Here is a 17,747-nt window from a genome sequence, read left to right as displayed (position 1 = left end):
TTTATAATTATTTTGCTGTTGTAAGATCAATCAGGAAAGGACGCATCATAATGCCGTCTTTATTTCGAAATCTTGCGGTTGCCGTAGACTGATACTGCTTACCGGGTTCGAGTTTGGTTTCAAAGCTAAAGGAAAGCCCGTCTTCTGAAAAACCGATTATTTTATCGACTAACAAAACATGCTCTTTTCCAAGTGGTCCGAAATCAAATCCTCTGAAATTTTTATCCATTTCTTCAGAGAATGTCAATGTAACAGTGATCCGACCGGCCGGAATAAGATCTTTTCCGCTAGCAGCAGGTTTTACTTCAGTAACCGTTGGCCTCATTTTCTCATAATCTTCACTGATCTGTTTTACAGTACGGGAAAAGAATCCGGTTTGATCTACAAAGGCATCCATTTGCGCTTCATTGTTATAATCCAGTTCGATCATCTCTTTGATTGCCTTTTTCTTATCTTTTGCCTGATTGTAATAGTTTTCACAAATCGAGTATCCGATATAGTAGCCCAGATCCCGTTCTTTTAATTCATTCCGATTTGTTCCCCAAAGCCAGTTATACGCATTGTCAATTTGATACATGTCTTTTTCGAAACGAGCTTTAACACGTGCTTCGTTCTTTTTTCCAAATTCAATTGCCGGCGTGTAAGACGGTTTTCCGGTAACTTTAGTGGATACAAATTCTGCGACTCCTTCATACAAACAATAATACAATAACTTATCGGTCATTTCTTTTTGTTGTGTATGTACATATTCATGTGTACACAAAAGCGCAATATCATCTATCGGATTTAAGGTCGTATAAAATGCCTGTAAATGTTCCGGAAGTTCCGTTGCATTGACACTTTTATCCGCCAGAGCCATTTCACTTCCGATCAATACATTGTGATTAGAAATCGTACCGTTCGTTCGAAACGCCCCTACCGTAAAATAAATCGGAGACGGTTGCAATTCCGGATAAGCTTCTTTTAAGCGTGCAATATCCTTTAATATTTTCGGACTAAGTTTAGCAACGCTATTGGTATTTTTTCGGATTGATTTCCAGAACGCCGGATATTTATTAATGGCATCTATATAATCTTTAGCCGTATAACGTCGTCGTTGCCGGATGTACTTTAATCCATCCGTTCCTTTATCTAAATATAATTTTTGCAGTAATTCATATTGGCGGGCACTATCTTTTGTTGCCAGTATAGCATCATACGCTTCCCAAAAATGATCAATATCTGTTGTAATAATATCATTCTTAGCTTTCTGTGCATACGATTCTGAAAGCATAAACAGACATAAACAGGAGAATAACGTTTTTTTCATCTTCTAAAATTAATTTTTTAAAGATACTCTACTCGTATCGTTTTATATGATCAAGAACGTATTTTCTTTCATTTCTGTATTTAAATCAAAAAAACATACTAATTAGTATGTTTTTTTAGATACCTTTGTCAGACAAAATAAAACAGTATGTATCCTATACTTTTATCACTTCATTCTTTATTTCGATGGTTCGTATTGCTTTCACTCTTACTAGCCATAGGCGTAGCTGCTTTCGGATATATAAAAAAGTCGGCGTTTAGTAAAAGCGTGAATCACTTACGCCATTGGACAGCTACGATATCGCATATTCAGCTAGTAATCGGAATGCTGTTGTATACGCAGAGTCCGTTTGTATCGTACTTTTATGATACTTATAAATCCGGAAATTTGAATACGGAAGCCTTATTTTTCGGGGTCATTCATATCATACTGATGTTTATAGCGATTCTTTTTATTTCGATCGGTTCCGCGAAAGCAAAGCGACAAACCGACGACACTCAAAAATACAGAACGATGTTGACCTGGTTTACACTGGGATTAGTACTGATTTTTATTGCCATTCCATGGCCTTTTTCACCGTTGGCTTCCCGTCCGTTACTACGTCCTTTCTAAAACTTTAATCCGAATGCGATCATCCAAACCGATTGTAATTGGTCTGCTTCTTATAGCAATAGGAATAGCCTATTTGGGTAGGCAATACCATCGCCCGATAACTAACAATTATCAATTTCCGAATCGTTTATCCGAATTACGATTGTTTAAAGGTTCGTTACAAGATCTGATTCCTAATGATAGTATTGAGCAACTGGAATTAAACAGTACGCTATTTACCGATCATGCTGAAAAACAACGTCTTTTAAGACTACCGAAAGGCACCAAACTCAAAAACGTTGATGGCGGACTGCCTCAATTTCCGGAAGAATCTTTACTAGCCAAAACTTTTTACTACGAAGGACAAATTATAGAAACCCGGGTATTGTATTTAAAAAATGAGCAATGGAATGCGGCTACCTATCAATGGAATGCTACACAAACAGAAGCCTACTTAATCTCAAAGGGCGCAACCGTAGCTGTAAAACGAAAAAATAAAGCAACGATACACTATACTATTCCTTCAGAAGCGGAATGTACAGCTTGTCATCGGCACAACGGAACGCTACAACCCATCGGACCCAAGATTCGTAATCTGAACAGAATGGTTATCCGAAACGGCGAAACGGTTTCGCAATTGGATTATCTGCACCGTAAACAACGTATCACAAAGCAAAGCATCAATACTAAACTACCGGATTATAATGATCCGACGGAATCTTTAGAAAAACGAGCGCGGGCTTATATGGACATTAATTGTGCCCATTGTCATAATCCATCCGGAATGGCAGGTTTTAAAAATTTGTATTTAGCCTATGAAATCCCATATAAAAAAACAGGTATTGCCCGTCAACGATTAAACATTCTATTCCGTATGGAAACTTCGGGTGAATTACATATGCCTAAGCTTGGCACTACCATCACCGATCCCAATGGGCTGGCGTTGATTAAAACCTATATCAAGAGTCTTGATCAACTAAAAAAGTCATAAAAAAAGCCGACTTAAAAGTCGGCTTCCGTTCGCTAAAAGCGGTATTATTTTTTAGACCATTCTAAAATTGAATCTTTATTCATTTTCACATAGTCAGCATTATTCTCTTTTTCAGCACCTGCCTGTGATAATTTAGCTGTTTCGATAGCTCCTTTTTTATCACCCAGTTTTGCCTGAATTAACGATTTTAAACGTAAATACCAGAAAGGTGCTTCCGGTTTTCCACCGATAGCTTTATTTACCCAGTCTAATGCTTTATTCATATCAGCACCTGACTGATAGTAATATTGTGCAGCTGAGAAATAATCATCCGCTTTTGGTCCGGCCAATGCATCTTCGATACTTTTCATCGCTGCTTTCTGAGTAGGCACTCCGAATTTAACTGCGATTAATGTTTTCTCCCATGAAATTTCAAGGCTTCCGAAATCATTATCAATATTGTTAACCGTAATTGTAAACGTTTCTACTTTTCTTCCTAAAGTTTCCGGTTTTACAGTTGTACGTAACGCAACTTTTGAATCATCCCATTTCTGAGGTGTTCCCCAGTTATTCGTTTCCGTATAGAAAATAACGTCCCATGAATCTGCTTTCGGTAACGTATATAATGCATATTTTCCTTTTTTCAACGTTTTACCGTCAATAACAACATCATCGCTAAATGAAACGGTTGTATTAGCATTCGCACCGGTTCTCCATACTTTTCCGTAAGGAACCAATTCTCCGAATACACCACGCCCTTTAGCTGTCGGACGCGAATAATCCAATTCTACCTGCGTTAATCCCACTACCTGCTCTATTTCTGCTTTAGGACTGGCTTGTGGTGTTTTTACCTGAGCCTCAATAGCTAAAGTTGCTATAAAAAAAGCCGCAGTTATAATAATTCTCTTCATAATTATTTTGTTTATTTTCAGACGAAAATACTAAAAAAAGGCACTTAAAATGTTAATTTTAATGTAAAAGAAAAAACCGTTGCGGATTGTATCCGGCATCAAAGCAAACATTTGTAATTTTGTTGTAAACATGAGCCTTTATACTTTACATACCCGTCAAAAACTCCCGATTTCTATAGCAGAAGCCTGGGCTTTTTTTTCCGATCCGTCGAATCTGAATACGATTACACCGGACGATATGAAATTCAGAACTTTATCCGGAGATGACCGTATGATGTTTTCCGGACAAATTATCCATTATAAAATCAGTCCGTTTCGCGGTATAACGATGCAATGGGTAACTGAAATCACCCATATGGAAACAAATGCTTATTTTGTGGATGAACAGCGATTCGGTCCGTATCAATTTTGGCATCACAAACATTTTTTCCGTGAAATCGAAGGCGGTATCGAAATGGAAGACCTTATTCATTATAAGGTTCCTTTCGGTTTTATCGGGAATCTCTTTCATCCGTTTTTGGTACGCCCGAAACTAAATGCTATTTTCGATTTCCGAAAGAAAAAACTGGAACAACTATTCGGCCGATATCCGGAATAAACTAATGCAAAAACACAACATGCAACAAACCATCAACATTTTCTGGTTTCGACGTGATTTACGCCTCACGGACAATATTGGTCTTTTTCACGCTTTGAACAGTGAGAATCCGGTACTTCCCATATTTATTTTTGATACTGACATTCTTTCTCAATTACCGGCCGATGACGCGCGCGTGTCCTTTATTTATGAATTGCTGACAAAAATACAGCAACAATTATCCGGAAAAGGGAAATCACTTGCTGTTTTTTATGGGGAACCGGTTAGTATATTCCGAAAACTGATCACGGAAAATCAGATCCGAACCGTTTATACCAATCATGATTATGAACCTTCCGCACGCAAACGGGATACTGCAATATATACGTTATTAAAAGAAAACGATATTGCGTTTAAAACGGCTAAAGATCAGGTGATTTTTGAGAAGAAAGAAATTGTAAAAGATGACGGCACACCTTATGTTGTCTATACGCCTTATTCAAAAAAGTGGAAAGAACATTTTTACAAAACCAACCTTCCTTTTTATCCTTCGGAAACTTTATTAAACAATTTGGTTTCGCATTCCTATCCGTTTCCGGATCTTGGTACTATCGGGTTCCGTCGTTCTGAAATTGCGATGCAACCTTATGACATTTCCGATAAGCTGATCGAACACTATGAAGAAACCCGGAATTTCCCGGCGATTTCAGGAACTTCAATGTTAGGACCCCATCTTCGCTTTGGTGCTGTCAGTATCCGACAAATGGCTCGGTTTGCTGCTACATTTCGCAATCAAACGTTTTTGAACGAACTGATCTGGCGGGAATTTTTTATGCAAATTTTATGGCATTTCCCACATACGGTCAATCGCAGTTTTAAAGAAAAATACGATGCCATCCAATGGAGTAATGATGAGACCTTGTTTCAGAAATGGTGTGACGGTAAAACCGGATATCCTTTTGTTGATGCCGGAATGCGCGAACTCAATGCGACCGGACATATGCACAATCGGGTACGAATGATTGTTGCCAGTTTTCTTTGTAAACATTTATTGATTGACTGGCGTTGGGGCGAAACTTATTTTGCGCAGAAACTTCTCGATTATGAACAAGCCAGCAATGTTGGAAACTGGCAATGGGCAGCCGGTTCCGGTGTAGATGCCGCGCCTTATTTCAGAATCTTTAATCCTACCGAGCAAATTAAAAAATTTGACAAAAACCTGGACTATATCAAAAAATGGATCCCGGAACTGGGAACAGCTGCTTATCCGTTACCGATTGTGGATCATAAAACGGCACGCGAAAGATGTCTGACAACCTATAAAAAAGCCGTAGGATAAACCCACGGCTGCTTTTATTTTTTCTTTTTTATCTGTGATACTATATCGTAATTGACCTGATCAAAATGTCCTATTTCAAAATCTGCTTCCGATAGATCTTGCAATTTAGAATTCGGACTATTATAAGCCAGACAAAATATTCCGGCAGCTTTAGAAGCTTTCACACCATTGGTACTATCTTCAATTACAATACAATGTTCGATAGGAGCAACAGACAACGATGCCGCATGAAGAAAAATAGCCGGGTGCGGTTTTGATTTCGGGAAATCCTCGCCGCTAACTTTATGTGTAAAATACGGATTCAGTTCAAATCGGTTAAACACTCTTTCAATCGTTCCTTTCGATGCCGAAGAAGCTAAAATCAGTTGCATCCCGTTTTCGTGCAAATCAATGATCAGTTTTTTTACGCCTTCAATCAATTCCAGATCTTCCTTAGTATCAAAAGCATCATTAAAAAGAAAGCGTTTTCGCAGGATCAATTCTTCCACATCATCCGACAAATGAAACGTTTCTTTTAATTTCTGAAAAACATTCCGGGTCGAATTACCGGTGAAAGAGGCATACATTTCTTCCGAAACTTCGATACCCAATTCCGAAAAGTGTTTGTAGTAAGCATATTTATGAACCGGTTCGGTATCGACAATTACCCCGTCCATATCAAAAATTACGGTTTTAACCATAGCGTGTTGTTGTTTTTGCAAAAGTACGCTTTATTCCATTATTCGTTTCGGGTTGCGGAAAAAGAATTTTATCGATTAAACTTTTTCGGTTATCTTTAGTCTTACCCATAAAAACAATCGCTTTTGCAGGACGAAGCTATTTTTATCCGTCAGTTACTCGATCCGAAAACGCAAAATGAAGCGTTTCGAAGATTGCTGTCCGAATACCAACGGCCGTTGTATCGTCATATCCGAAATATTGTACTCGATCATGATGATACTGATGATGTCCTTCAAAATACCTTTATCAAGGTTTTTAACAATCTGAGTAATTTTAAAGGTGAAAGTAAATTGTTTTCCTGGATGTACCGTATCGCCACAAACGAAGCGATTACGTTTATTAATCAACGGGCACGAAAAGCCGGTATCAGCAGTGAAGAATTACAATCTAAAGCAGTGGGTAAACTTGAAGCTGATGTGAATTATGACGGTGATGAAATCCAGTTAAAGTTACAAAAAGCGGTAGCGATATTGCCTGAAAAGCAACAATTGGTCTTTAAGATGAAGTATTTTGAAGAACTTAAATACGAAGATATATCGGAGATTTTGGGTACTTCAGTCGGAGCATTAAAAGCCTCCTATCATCATGCCGTAAAAAAAATTGAAGAATATTTAAATTCCGTTTAAACCTTTGGGGCGGAATTTTGTCAAATAAATAACAGGAACAGGAAATAACACGATTAAAACTCACAAAAAGTGTTAGCGAAGAACGAAAAATAAGAATAATGAAAAAGTTTGATTTACAGAACGATCCGAAAATAGGATCCGGATTTAAAACACCGGATAACTATTTTGACCGGTTAGAAACCCAGATAATGGAGCAATTACCGCAGCCAAAAGCCCGGGTAATTCCGTTATGGCAACGTAGCAGCGTATGGATGTCGAGTATCGCCGCCACATTCCTGTTAGTCGCCGGTTTATCGATTTATTATAACGGTCAGCGAAATTCTGTAAAAAGTTTAGACGATACTACGGTTGAAACCTATTTGCAGGCTAATGTCAACTCGTATGATATTATCCAGCATCTGGACGAAAGTGATATTAAAGCATTGGAAAAAACGATTGTTTTAAATAATGATGCAGTAGAAGCTTATCTGTCTGATCACAACAATTTAGACCTTTATTTAAATGAATAATACTATGATTACAAAACGAATATTTCCTTTTCTGTTTTTACTGATGTCTGCTACAATTTTCGGACAGGGTTTTAAAGAAAAAAGAGAACAGATCAAGCAATTAAAAGTTGCTTTTATCACTACTGAAGTAGGTTTAACTACCGAGGAAGCTACTAAATTCTGGCCGATTTACAACACTTTCGACGAGAGACAGTTTGAATTACGTCATAAAAAAATGCGGGTTTTCCAAAGTAATATGAACGATGGCGCAATCGATAAGATGAGTGAAAAAGAAGCCTTGGTTTTTCTAAATCAGATGGAAAATACCGAGGAAGAACTTTTTAATCTGAAGTTAAAGTTTATTGCCGATCTTAAAACGGTTTTGAGTCCGACAAAAATATTGAAACTCAAAAAAGCAGAAGATGATTTTAACCGCAAGCTTTTACGACAAATGAAAGATCGCGGCCGATAATATAAAAGGAACAAATAAAAATGCCCTCAGTAAACACTATTGAGGGCATTTTTTATATCGTACAACTACGCTTACGCATTAGCCATTTATCGTTTTTATTATTGAAATCGGAATCGCAATATCTTATTATTTCCGGCAGCAATAACGGTTTTTCGATCGACGAAACGAATCGTAAACAAGTCATTATAATCTGCAATTTTATTCCAGTTTTCACCGAAATCGGCCGAATAATACAGGCCACTTGCTCCAACTGTCAGTAACTCTTTTCCGTTACTATCCGGAAAAAACTGTACACAGGATCCATATCCGAATCCTTTATTTTCAGCTACCCGATTCCATGTACGTCCGCCATCAGTCGTTCTGATTTTATTTCCGTGATTCTGGGACGATTTTTCATAATTTCCACCAACGGCAAATCCGATAGCATTATCATAGAAATCAGCTGAAAAAATACCGGTCATTGCTTCTCCCTGAATAATCGGAGTGGTATATACTTTCCATGTATTTCCTTTATCCGGTGAATAAAAAATACGGGAATGTTTTCCGCCTGAAGCCATCCAGGTTTCGTTTCCTTTTATTACAATATTCGTATTACTTGCCGCAAAAAAGGCTTCGCCCTCTTTCAATTCCGGTAATTGATCACAAGTAATTTTTTTCCAGTTGGTTCCGCCGTCTCTTGTTAGTAATAATGAGAAACAATTTTCAGTCGGATCTCCTACAACTATACCTTCCTGATCATTCCAAAACTGCATACTGTCATAAAAGACCTTCTCCCCTTTTTCTTCATATACTAATTGCACCTGTTTTCCGTCTTTAGTTATCCGATATAGTAATCCCGGATTGGCAATACTAATCATAAAAACGTAATCTTTAGTTTGTGCTATACTTCTGAATTCCGGTTGGAACGTTTCTTTATCAATGTGACCGCTAAACGTTTTAGTACCGTCCAGCATTACATAACCGTATTTCCCTTTACTTCCGGCATACCAAACGCGATTACTATCAATCGTAATAGCCCGAATACTGATTTTATCGGTCAGTAATGTATCAATAACCAGATTTTTCAAATCCGTTTGAAGTTCGGCAACATGATTATTCTCAACAGAGCCGGTCGATGTTTTCAGTTTATTACAGGAAAAGCAAATACATACAATTGCTACAAACAGCCTTTTTTTCATCCGTACAGCGTTAAAAGGCTAATGTACAAAACATTTTCCCGTTACAACTGCTTATTTTTACCATCCAGTAAATACATCCATAGCATTCTCGACATCCTAAAGTTAAATGTACTTAAACAGATGGATAACAATCCTATGAGTACCACGATAGTCACAAAACTGTCCACAAAAAACTGGATGATTAGGAAAAAAGCAACCATTTCGGCCACAGCCACAGCATAACTTACGAACATAGAACCAAAGAAATAACCCGGTTCTTTTTCAAATTTATGCCCACAATGGGAACAATGCGTATTCATTTTCGGCATTTGAAAAAGTAAAATATTTCCTTTTTTTTCAAAAACCTGTCCCTGATGACATTTAGGACATTTTTCCGTTACGATGTTCTTTATAACTGACATATTCTTTTTTTCTACAAATTTCACAAGAATTTCCGAAGAAGCTATAGACGAATCACACAAGTTTTTGTACTTTTAGGACATATTAAAAAACTAATTTCGTTTTATGAAAACCGCTATTCTTGACATAAAACAATTTGAACCCGGTGAAAACAGAAAAGAATTTTACGCAAACACTATTGAAAACCATATAATTACCAATCACCGAAACATTCATAAACCACACAAGCACAACTTTTACCTGACTGTACTTTTTACGCAGGGAACCGGTATTCATGAAATCGACTTTACATCGTATCCCGTTAAACCCGGAAGTCTTTTTTTTCTAAATCCGGGACAAACTCATCATTGGGAATTATCAGAAGATATTCGGGGTTATATCTTTTTTCACACACAAACTTTTTATGACCTACATTACAATCGGGTCAAAATCAATAATTATCCGTTTTTTTACAGTGTACAGAATGCTCCTTTTTTATACCTTGATGACAATGCTGAAAACTTTTCATCCGTTTTCAATGAAATTCTAGTGGAATATCAAGGCAATGCTGTTTTAAAAACACAGAAAATCATTAATCTGATCGATCGGATTTATATTGAGAGTACACGTCTTTATATTGACAAAAACACTACCGGTCCTGCAATACAAAGCCCGTATGCACTGCGTTTTCAGGAATTGGAACGTTTAATTGAAAAGCATTATAAGACCGAAAAATCCCCTTCGCAATATGCCGAATGGCTCAATGTAAGTCCGAAGCACTTAAACCGGATTACGCAATCAATGGTTGGAAAAACTACTTCCGATGTAATTCTCGATCGGGTATTTCTGGAAGCCAAACGGGAATTGGTACGCTTTAAAAATAATTTTGCCGAAGTAGCCGCTCAGCTGGGTTATGATGATTATGCTTATTTTTCGAGATTATTCAAAAAAAAATGCGGCGAAACGCCTTCTTCATTTATTAACAGGTACAGATAGACTTGTAAGTAAATAAATTAACTATCTTTGCAAGCTGATTTTTACACAAATGAGATTACACAGAAACCTAGTTTTTACAGTTATTGATTCGATAATGGCTATCTTCAACGAAGGAGAATATGCCGATAAAGTAGTGGCAAGAGCCCTAAAAAAAGATAAAAGATGGGGAAGCCACGACCGTAAGTTTGTTGCAGAAACCATTTATGAAATCGTACGTTGGAAACGCCTTTATGCTGAAATAGCAGAGGTAAAAGAACCTTATGATCGTGATAACGTATGGCGGGTTTTCGCCGTTTGGGCTGTCCTTCGCGGCTATACGCTGCCGGACTGGAAATATTTTGAAAATACACCGGCCCGAAAAATAAAAGGTCGCTTTGACGAATTATCAAAAATCAGAAAATTCAGAGAATCTATTCCGGATTGGATGGATGATTTGGGTGTACAGGAATTAGGGGAAACTTTATGGACAAAAGAAATTGCATCGCAAAATGAGCAGGCCAAAGTAATCCTACGTGTCAACACATTAAAAACGACCAAAGAAAAGTTACGTGCTATTTTAATGGATCAGGATATCGAAACAGAATTCGTTTCGGATTATCCGGATGCTTTGGTTTTAAAAGAACGTGCCAATGTATTCCTTACACAAGCGTTTAAAGACGGTATGTTTGAGGTACAGGACGCTTCTTCTCAAATGGTAGCCCGTTTCCTTGATGTAAAACCGGGAATGCGTGTAGTTGATACTTGTGCCGGAGCCGGCGGAAAAACACTTCACATGGCTTCATTAATGGAAAATAAAGGCCAGTTAATTGCTATGGATTTATATGAAAGTAAACTAAAGCAATTAAAACTTCGCGCTAAAAGAAACGGTGCTTTTAATATTGAATACCGCATTATCGACAGCACTAAAGTGATCAAAAAATTACACGAAAAAGCAGATCGCGTATTGATCGATGCGCCGTGTAGTGGCTTAGGTGTTTTAAAACGAAATCCGGATAGTAAATGGAAACTGCAACCGGAATTTATTGACAACATTCGTAAAGTTCAGGCAGAAGTTCTTGAAAACTATTCCAAAATAGTTAAACCGGGCGGAAAGTTAGTTTACGCAACTTGTTCGGTATTACCTTCTGAAAATCAGGAACAGGTTCAGAAATTTCTAAAAACCGAATCCGGTAAACAGTTTGAATTTGTAAAAGACATTAAGGTTCTGGCGTCAGAATCCGGATTTGACGGGTTTTATATGGCGCTTTTCAACCGAAAGCAATAAAAATGATAAACTAACTTAATGATGAACAAATTTTACTCACTCGCGTTAGCCCTTCTTCCTCTATTGGGCTTCGCACAAGCAGGTGCTCCGGCTACACCGTACTATAACGGTTTTAACTGGACTGTAACCGGCAACAACTTAAAAAGTGCGTTGGCGACCAAAATCACCAGCACACATACTAAGACACTGAGTTATGATGACATTTGGAGTGTAGACAAAATTATTGATCTTGATCCGAATGATGCGTCTAACACTAACGTATTATTATTGTACGGTTTCAGTAACAACATTTGTCCTTCTTCTTCTTCTGATGATAATGACCACAGAAGACGTAACAAGAACAGTAACGGAGGTGGTACTACCTGCGAATGGAACCGCGAACACACTTTTGCTAAATCGTTAGGAACTCCGGATTTAGGAACTTCCGGTCCGGGAGCTGATGCACACCACTTACGTGCTTCTGATGTACAACGTAACGGTGCCCGCGGAAGTTTGAAGTTTGCACCGGGTTCCGGTAATTCAGGATCTGTATCCGGCGGATGGTATCCGGGCGATGAATGGAAAGGTGATGTAGCCCGAATGATTATGTATATGTACCTACGCTACCCAACCCGTTGTTTGCCGAAAAATGTTGCTACCGGTTCTACTGTCTCTTCAGACAATAATATGGTTGCTTTATTATTACAATGGAATGCTGAGGATCCGGTTTCAGAATATGAAGATCGCAGAAACACTTATTTAGGTAATGCCAGTAATACGTACGGACAAGGTAATCGTAACCCGTTTATCGATAATCCGTATTTAGCAACAGTTATTTGGGGCGGACCGGCTGCTGAAAATCGTTGGCCAGGTATGCTATCTACGGATAGTTTTGATGTATTGGCTAATGTAATGGTGTATCCGAATCCATCTCAGGATCAAAAAATCAATATTTATTCTGAAAAAGAATTGGACGAAATACAGTTGATCAATATTAACGGGCAGCTCATTCAACAAATTAAAAAACCGGCTCATAACGAGGAAGTATATACATTGGAGAACTTACCGCAAGGTTTTTATCTGATACGATTATCATCTGAAAATATGAGTACGACGAAAAAAGTTATCATCAACTAAACGTTGTTTTTTCACTTATACAAAACCTGCTATCCGGCAGGTTTTTTTTATATCACAATTTTACAATTATCACGAAAAGTTACAGGTTTATTATTTATTTTCTTACGAAAACAAAAAAATTTATTCAAAATGTAAACTACTAGTTTTTAAATAGTTAAAATTCTTTTTTTGTAACGGCAAACATTCTACATTTGAATCCTAATATTGCCTATATGAAAAAACTCTACACTACCGCGTTATTGATGTCGGTATTTTTGGGATTTAGCCAGATCCCGGCCGGATATTACAATTCGGCAACTGGTACCGGGTATACCTTAAAAACCCAATTATACAACATCATTAAAGGTCATACCGACAGGACATATAATGGCCTTTGGGTTACTTACGGCACTTCAGACCGTGACCACTATTATGAAAATGACAATACCATTTTAGATATTTATTCCGAAAAACCGGCAGGGCCGGATGCTTATAGCTATACCTATCAAACCGATCAGTGTGGTAATTATAGTGGTGAAGGAGCCTGTTATAACAGAGAACACACTATACCACAATCCGTTTTTGGTTCTCAAACACCAATGTATTCTGATGCGCACCACATTCCGCCAACTGACGGTTACGTAAACAACAGAAGAGACAACTGGCCACATGGTGTTGTAGGAACTGCAACCTGGACATCAACAAACGGATCAAAATTAGGATCGGCCTCAAACAGTGGTTATGCTGCCGGATATACCGGAACCGTATTCGAACCAATTGATGAATTTAAAGGTGATATCGCCCGTATGTATTTTTATTTTGCTACTCGTTATGAAAATACAGTAGCCGGTTATTCATACGCGATGTTTAACGGTACCAGCAACCAGGTTTTCACTACTACATTTTTACGAATTTTATATACCTGGCATACACAAGATCCGGTAAGTCAACGAGAAATTGACCGTAACAATGCTATTTATGCCCGCCAAAACAACCGTAACCCATATATTGATCATCCAGAATACGTACAAATAATCTGGGGTCCTACATTGTCTACGGATAGTTTTGAAGCCATCGCCAATCTTTCTATTTACCCGAATCCTTCAAACAACCATACAATTAACATTCATTCGGAAAAAGAACTGGACGAAATTCAGTTGATCAATATTAATGGTCAAATCGTACAGCAAATCAAAAAACCATCGCACAATCAGGAAGTTTACACTTTAAACGATCTGCCACAAGGTTTTTATCTGTTACGTCTTTCTTCCGAAAGCCAATCCACCACTAAGAAGATAATTATTAATTAATAATCGAGGTTAGTTATAACTGAAAGAGCACCTGTAATAGGTGCTCTTTTTTATTGTAATTCAATCAATGTTTACATATTTCTACGGTACTGTCCTCCTACTTCAAACAAAGCCGAAGTGATCTGACCTAATGAGCAATATTTAGCAGCATCCATTAATTTTTCAAATATATTTTCATTCTGAATAGCAGCTTCCTGAATAATACTCAATTGATTTATAACTTCATTTGCATTGGCTTTATGAAGATTTTCCAATGTATGAATCTGGAATTGTTTTTCCTCTTCAGTAGCCCGGATTACCTCAGCCGGCACAACAGTTGGCGATCCTTTGGAACTCAGGAATGTATTTACTCCGATAATCGGGAATTCACCTGTATGTTTCAATGTTTCGTAATACAAACTTTCTTCCTGAATTTTTGAACGCTGATACATTGTTTCCATTGCTCCTAACACACCACCTCTTTCCGTTATTCTGTCAAATTCGGATAAAACAGCTTCTTCAACCAAATCCGTCAATTCTTCAATAATAAAGGATCCCTGAATCGGGTTTTCATTTTTAGCCAATCCAAGTTCTTTATTGATAATTAACTGGATCGCCATTGCACGACGTACCGATTCTTCTGTCGGAGTCGTAATTGCTTCGTCATAAGCATTTGTATGTAACGAGTTACAGTTATCATAAATCGCATACAACGCCTGTAATGTCGTACGAATGTCATTAAAATCAATTTCCTGTGCGTGTAATGAGCGTCCGGATGTTTGAATATGGTATTTTAACATCTGTGCTCTTTCATTTGCACTGTATTTATTTTTAAGTGCTTTCGCCCAGATTTTACGTGCTACTCGTCCGATTACGGCATATTCCGGGTCGATACCATTCGAGAAGAAGAATGATAAGTTCGGTCCGAAATCATTAATATTCATTCCACGGCTCAGGTAGTACTCAACGTACGTAAATCCGTTTGCCAAAGTAAAAGCTAACTGTGTAATCGGGTTGGCACCGGCTTCAGCGATATGATATCCCGAAATGGAAACTGAATAGAAGTTTCTTACGTTTTGTGTAATAAAATACTCCTGAACGTCCCCCATTAAACGCAATGCAAATTCGGTAGAGAAAATACAAGTATTTTGTGCCTGATCTTCTTTTAAGATATCCGCCTGAACGGTACCTCTAACCTGCGACAACGTTTTTACTTTTATATCATTATATACATCCGACGGCAATACCTGATCACCGGTAACTCCTAACAACATTAATCCTAATCCGTCGTTTCCTTTTGGCAAATCACCATTATAACGCGGACGTTCAACGCCTTTTTTCTTATAGATGGCTTCAATTTTAGCTTCAACCTCTTTCTCCAGTCCGTTTTCTTTAATATAAAGTTCACATTGCTGATCGATTGCTGCATTCATAAAGAAGCCCAATAACATCGGTGCCGGACCGTTAATCGTCATACTTACGGATGTCATCGGGTGCGCCAGATTAAATCCGGAGTATAATTTTTTAGCATCATCCAAACAACAGATTGATACCCCGGCATTTCCGATTTTACCATAAATATCCGGACGATGTCCAGGATCATTACCGTATAATGTTACACTATCAAAAGCGGTAGAAAGTCGTTTTGCCGGCATTCCCAAACTTACATAATGGAAACGTCTGTTAGTACGCTCCGGTCCTCCTTCACCTGCAAACATACGTGTCGGATCTTCTCCTTCACGCTTGAACGGATATAAACCGGAAGCAAACGGGAATTCACCCGGTACATTCTCTTGTAAAGACCAACGCAAAATATCGCCCCAGGCCTGATATTTAGGCAAAGCCACTTTAGGTATCTGCGAATGCGATAAACTTTCCGTATGCGTTGCGATTTTAATTTCTTTATCCCGAACTTTAAAACTGTAAACCGGATTTTTGTATTTGTTTACTTTTTCATCCCAGGTTAAAATAATTTCCCAGTTATACGGATCCAGATTCATTTTTACCCGATCAAACTCTTTTGCCAATAAGGATAAGAATAACTTTTTATCTTCATCCTGCGTAGCAATAGAACTTTCTTCAATTCCCGATTTATCAATTACCGGTTTCTGACCGGATACCGTTTCTATCGTTTTAAAAATTCCATATAATTTCTGAGCGACATCCTGTTGACTGGCTGCCACCTCATCATATTTACGGTTATTTTCTGCGATCTCCGACAAATAGCGGGTTCTATGCGGCGGAATCACAAATATTTTTTCGCTCATTTCGCGGGTAATTTCAAAAGTCGACTCTAATGCCGCTCCTGTTTTTTCCACGATTTTATCCATGATCGACTTATAAAGCGTATTCATTCCCGGATCATTAAACTGCGAAGCAATCGTTCCGAAAACCGGCATAGCATCCGGATTTACATCCCATAGATTGTGGTTACGCTGGTATTGTTTTTTAACATCACGGATCGCATCTAAAGCCCCTCTTTTATCAAACTTATTAATCGCTACCAAGTCGGCAAAATCTAACATGTCAATTTTTTCCAACTGTGTAGCCGCTCCGAATTCCGGTGTCATTACATACAAAGATACATCGGAATGTTCCAGAATCTCCGTATCTGACTGACCAATACCGGACGTTTCCAGTACAATCAAATCATATTTTGCTGCTTTTAATACTTCAATCGCTTCAGCTACATATTTAGATAAAGCCAAATTAGACTGACGTGTAGCCAATGAACGCATATATACCCTTGGGTTGTTAATTGCATTCATACGAATCCGGTCTCCTAACAAGGCACCTCCTGTTTTTCGCTTAGAAGGGTCAACTGAAATCAAACCGATTGTTTTTTCCGGGAAGTCAATCAGGAAACGACGTACTAATTCGTCTACCAATGATGATTTTCCGGCTCCACCCGTTCCGGTAATACCTAATACCGGGATTTGAGTTTCTTTATTTTTCTGATGAATTTTATCTAATGTCTCTTTTGCTACTTCCGGGAAATTCTCGGCCGACGAAATCACGCGGGCAATAGCCGTTGGATTTTTTTCCTCCAAATGGTTAATCTCACCGTTTAATTTATCTCCAACCGGGAAATCGGCCCGTTGCACCAAATCGTTGATCATTCCCTGTAATCCTAATTCTCTACCGTCATCCGGCGAATAAATCCTTGTAATTCCATATTCATGTAATTCTCTGATTTCTTCCGGAAGGATTACACCGCCTCCACCACCGAAAATTTTAATATGTCCGGCTCCTTTTTCTTTTAAAAGGTCGTACATATATTTAAAATATTCGTTATGTCCACCCTGGTAAGAGGTCATCGCAATTGCATTCGCATCTTCCTGGATTGCTGTATTTACTACTTCTTCCACACTTCTGTCGTGTCCTAAGTGGATCACCTCAACACCGGTAGCCTGAATAATTCTACGCATGATGTTGATAGCCGCATCGTGCCCGTCAAATAAAGACGCAGCCGTAACAATACGAACTTTATTAACAGGTTGGTAAGGTTGTGCTTGTTCCATTTTTATTCTGAATTTTGAGGTCG

Annotated in this window: 17 protein-coding genes; 11 read left to right on the top strand and 6 right to left on the bottom strand. The window is 38.1% G+C overall.

What is annotated here, in order from left to right:
• Positions 1-7: 7 nt before the first annotated feature.
• Complete coding sequence (locus tag NOX80_RS09345) at positions 8-1,309, bottom strand: DUF2268 domain-containing putative Zn-dependent protease (protein WP_256549504.1); 1,302 nt, start codon at positions 1,307-1,309, stop codon at positions 8-10.
• 147 nt (positions 1,310-1,456) lie between these two features.
• On the opposite strand from NOX80_RS09345, the gene NOX80_RS09340 reads away from it, so the two are divergent.
• Positions 1,457-1,921 carry a hypothetical protein gene (locus NOX80_RS09340; protein ID WP_256549503.1) on the top strand — a complete coding sequence of 155 codons (465 nt, stop codon included), beginning with the start codon at positions 1,457-1,459 and terminating at the stop codon, positions 1,919-1,921.
• Between the two features lie 13 nt (positions 1,922-1,934).
• Positions 1,935-2,891, top strand: a complete 957-nt coding sequence (locus tag NOX80_RS09335) for a hypothetical protein (RefSeq protein ID WP_256549502.1) — start codon at positions 1,935-1,937, stop codon at positions 2,889-2,891.
• Between the two features lie 44 nt (positions 2,892-2,935).
• Here NOX80_RS09335 and NOX80_RS09330 read toward each other — a convergent pair whose 3' ends face one another.
• Entirely contained in the window at positions 2,936-3,781 is an 846-nt protein-coding gene (locus NOX80_RS09330) for a DUF2911 domain-containing protein (RefSeq protein ID WP_256549501.1), read from the bottom strand.
• A 130-nt stretch (positions 3,782-3,911) separates the two neighbouring features.
• On the opposite strand from NOX80_RS09330, the gene NOX80_RS09325 reads away from it, so the two are divergent.
• Together NOX80_RS09325 and NOX80_RS09320 are read left to right on the top strand one after the other, a co-directional pair.
• The gene (locus NOX80_RS09325; protein WP_256549500.1) at positions 3,912-4,379 is read left to right on the top strand and encodes an SRPBCC family protein; all 468 of its coding nucleotides are present in this window, start codon (positions 3,912-3,914) and stop codon (positions 4,377-4,379) included.
• Positions 4,380-4,398: 19 nt separating this feature from the next.
• On the top strand, positions 4,399-5,697 hold the full coding sequence (locus NOX80_RS09320; RefSeq protein ID WP_256553001.1) for a cryptochrome/photolyase family protein: 1,299 nt from the start codon (positions 4,399-4,401) through the stop codon (positions 5,695-5,697).
• A gap of 14 nt (positions 5,698-5,711) precedes the next feature.
• Here NOX80_RS09320 and NOX80_RS09315 read toward each other — a convergent pair whose 3' ends face one another.
• Positions 5,712-6,377 (bottom strand): HAD family hydrolase, encoded by a 666-nt coding sequence (locus tag NOX80_RS09315; protein WP_256549499.1) that lies wholly within the window; start codon positions 6,375-6,377, stop codon positions 5,712-5,714.
• 123 nt (positions 6,378-6,500) lie between these two features.
• Between NOX80_RS09315 and NOX80_RS09310 the strand changes: the two genes are divergently transcribed.
• The 3 genes from NOX80_RS09310 to NOX80_RS09300 all read left to right on the top strand — a co-directional run bounded on the left by NOX80_RS09310 (position 6,501) and on the right by NOX80_RS09300 (position 8,003).
• Complete coding sequence (locus NOX80_RS09310; protein WP_256549498.1) at positions 6,501-7,043, top strand: RNA polymerase sigma factor; 543 nt, start codon at positions 6,501-6,503, stop codon at positions 7,041-7,043.
• A gap of 98 nt (positions 7,044-7,141) precedes the next feature.
• Positions 7,142-7,552, top strand: coding sequence for a hypothetical protein (locus tag NOX80_RS09305; protein WP_256549497.1), 411 nt, complete (start codon positions 7,142-7,144; stop codon positions 7,550-7,552).
• Positions 7,553-7,556: 4 nt separating this feature from the next.
• Positions 7,557-8,003: a sensor of ECF-type sigma factor gene (locus tag NOX80_RS09300; protein WP_256549496.1), complete on the top strand. Its 447-nt coding sequence runs from the start codon at positions 7,557-7,559 to the stop codon at positions 8,001-8,003.
• 98 nt (positions 8,004-8,101) lie between these two features.
• Here NOX80_RS09300 and NOX80_RS09295 read toward each other — a convergent pair whose 3' ends face one another.
• Positions 8,102-9,181, bottom strand: coding sequence for a WD40/YVTN/BNR-like repeat-containing protein (locus NOX80_RS09295; RefSeq protein WP_256549495.1), 1,080 nt, complete (start codon positions 9,179-9,181; stop codon positions 8,102-8,104).
• Positions 9,182-9,222: 41 nt separating this feature from the next.
• A complete protein-coding gene (locus NOX80_RS09290) occupies positions 9,223-9,582 on the bottom strand; it encodes a DUF983 domain-containing protein (protein ID WP_256549494.1) in 360 nt (119 codons plus the stop codon).
• A gap of 103 nt (positions 9,583-9,685) precedes the next feature.
• On the opposite strand from NOX80_RS09290, the gene NOX80_RS09285 reads away from it, so the two are divergent.
• From NOX80_RS09285 to NOX80_RS09270, 4 genes are all read left to right on the top strand, one after another.
• Positions 9,686-10,555: a helix-turn-helix domain-containing protein gene (locus tag NOX80_RS09285; protein ID WP_256549493.1), complete on the top strand. Its 870-nt coding sequence runs from the start codon at positions 9,686-9,688 to the stop codon at positions 10,553-10,555.
• 49 nt (positions 10,556-10,604) lie between these two features.
• Positions 10,605-11,819 carry an RsmB/NOP family class I SAM-dependent RNA methyltransferase gene (locus NOX80_RS09280; RefSeq protein ID WP_256549492.1) on the top strand — a complete coding sequence of 405 codons (1,215 nt, stop codon included), beginning with the start codon at positions 10,605-10,607 and terminating at the stop codon, positions 11,817-11,819.
• A gap of 18 nt (positions 11,820-11,837) precedes the next feature.
• The gene (locus NOX80_RS09275; protein WP_256549491.1) at positions 11,838-12,935 is read left to right on the top strand and encodes an endonuclease; all 1,098 of its coding nucleotides are present in this window, start codon (positions 11,838-11,840) and stop codon (positions 12,933-12,935) included.
• A gap of 212 nt (positions 12,936-13,147) precedes the next feature.
• The gene (locus NOX80_RS09270; RefSeq protein WP_256549490.1) at positions 13,148-14,224 is read left to right on the top strand and encodes an endonuclease; all 1,077 of its coding nucleotides are present in this window, start codon (positions 13,148-13,150) and stop codon (positions 14,222-14,224) included.
• Between the two features lie 71 nt (positions 14,225-14,295).
• On the opposite strand, the gene NOX80_RS09265 is transcribed toward NOX80_RS09270, so the two are convergent.
• Positions 14,296-17,724 carry a methylmalonyl-CoA mutase family protein gene (locus NOX80_RS09265; protein ID WP_256549489.1) on the bottom strand — a complete coding sequence of 1,143 codons (3,429 nt, stop codon included), beginning with the start codon at positions 17,722-17,724 and terminating at the stop codon, positions 14,296-14,298.
• Positions 17,725-17,747 lie beyond the last annotated feature (23 nt).

It is taken from the genome of Flavobacterium cerinum, assembly GCF_024496085.1.
Taxonomy (GTDB): Bacteria; Bacteroidota; Bacteroidia; order Flavobacteriales; family Flavobacteriaceae; genus Flavobacterium; species Flavobacterium cerinum_A.
Note: the sequence above shows the minus strand (reverse complement) of the source record. Positions and strands in the feature narration are given on the sequence as shown.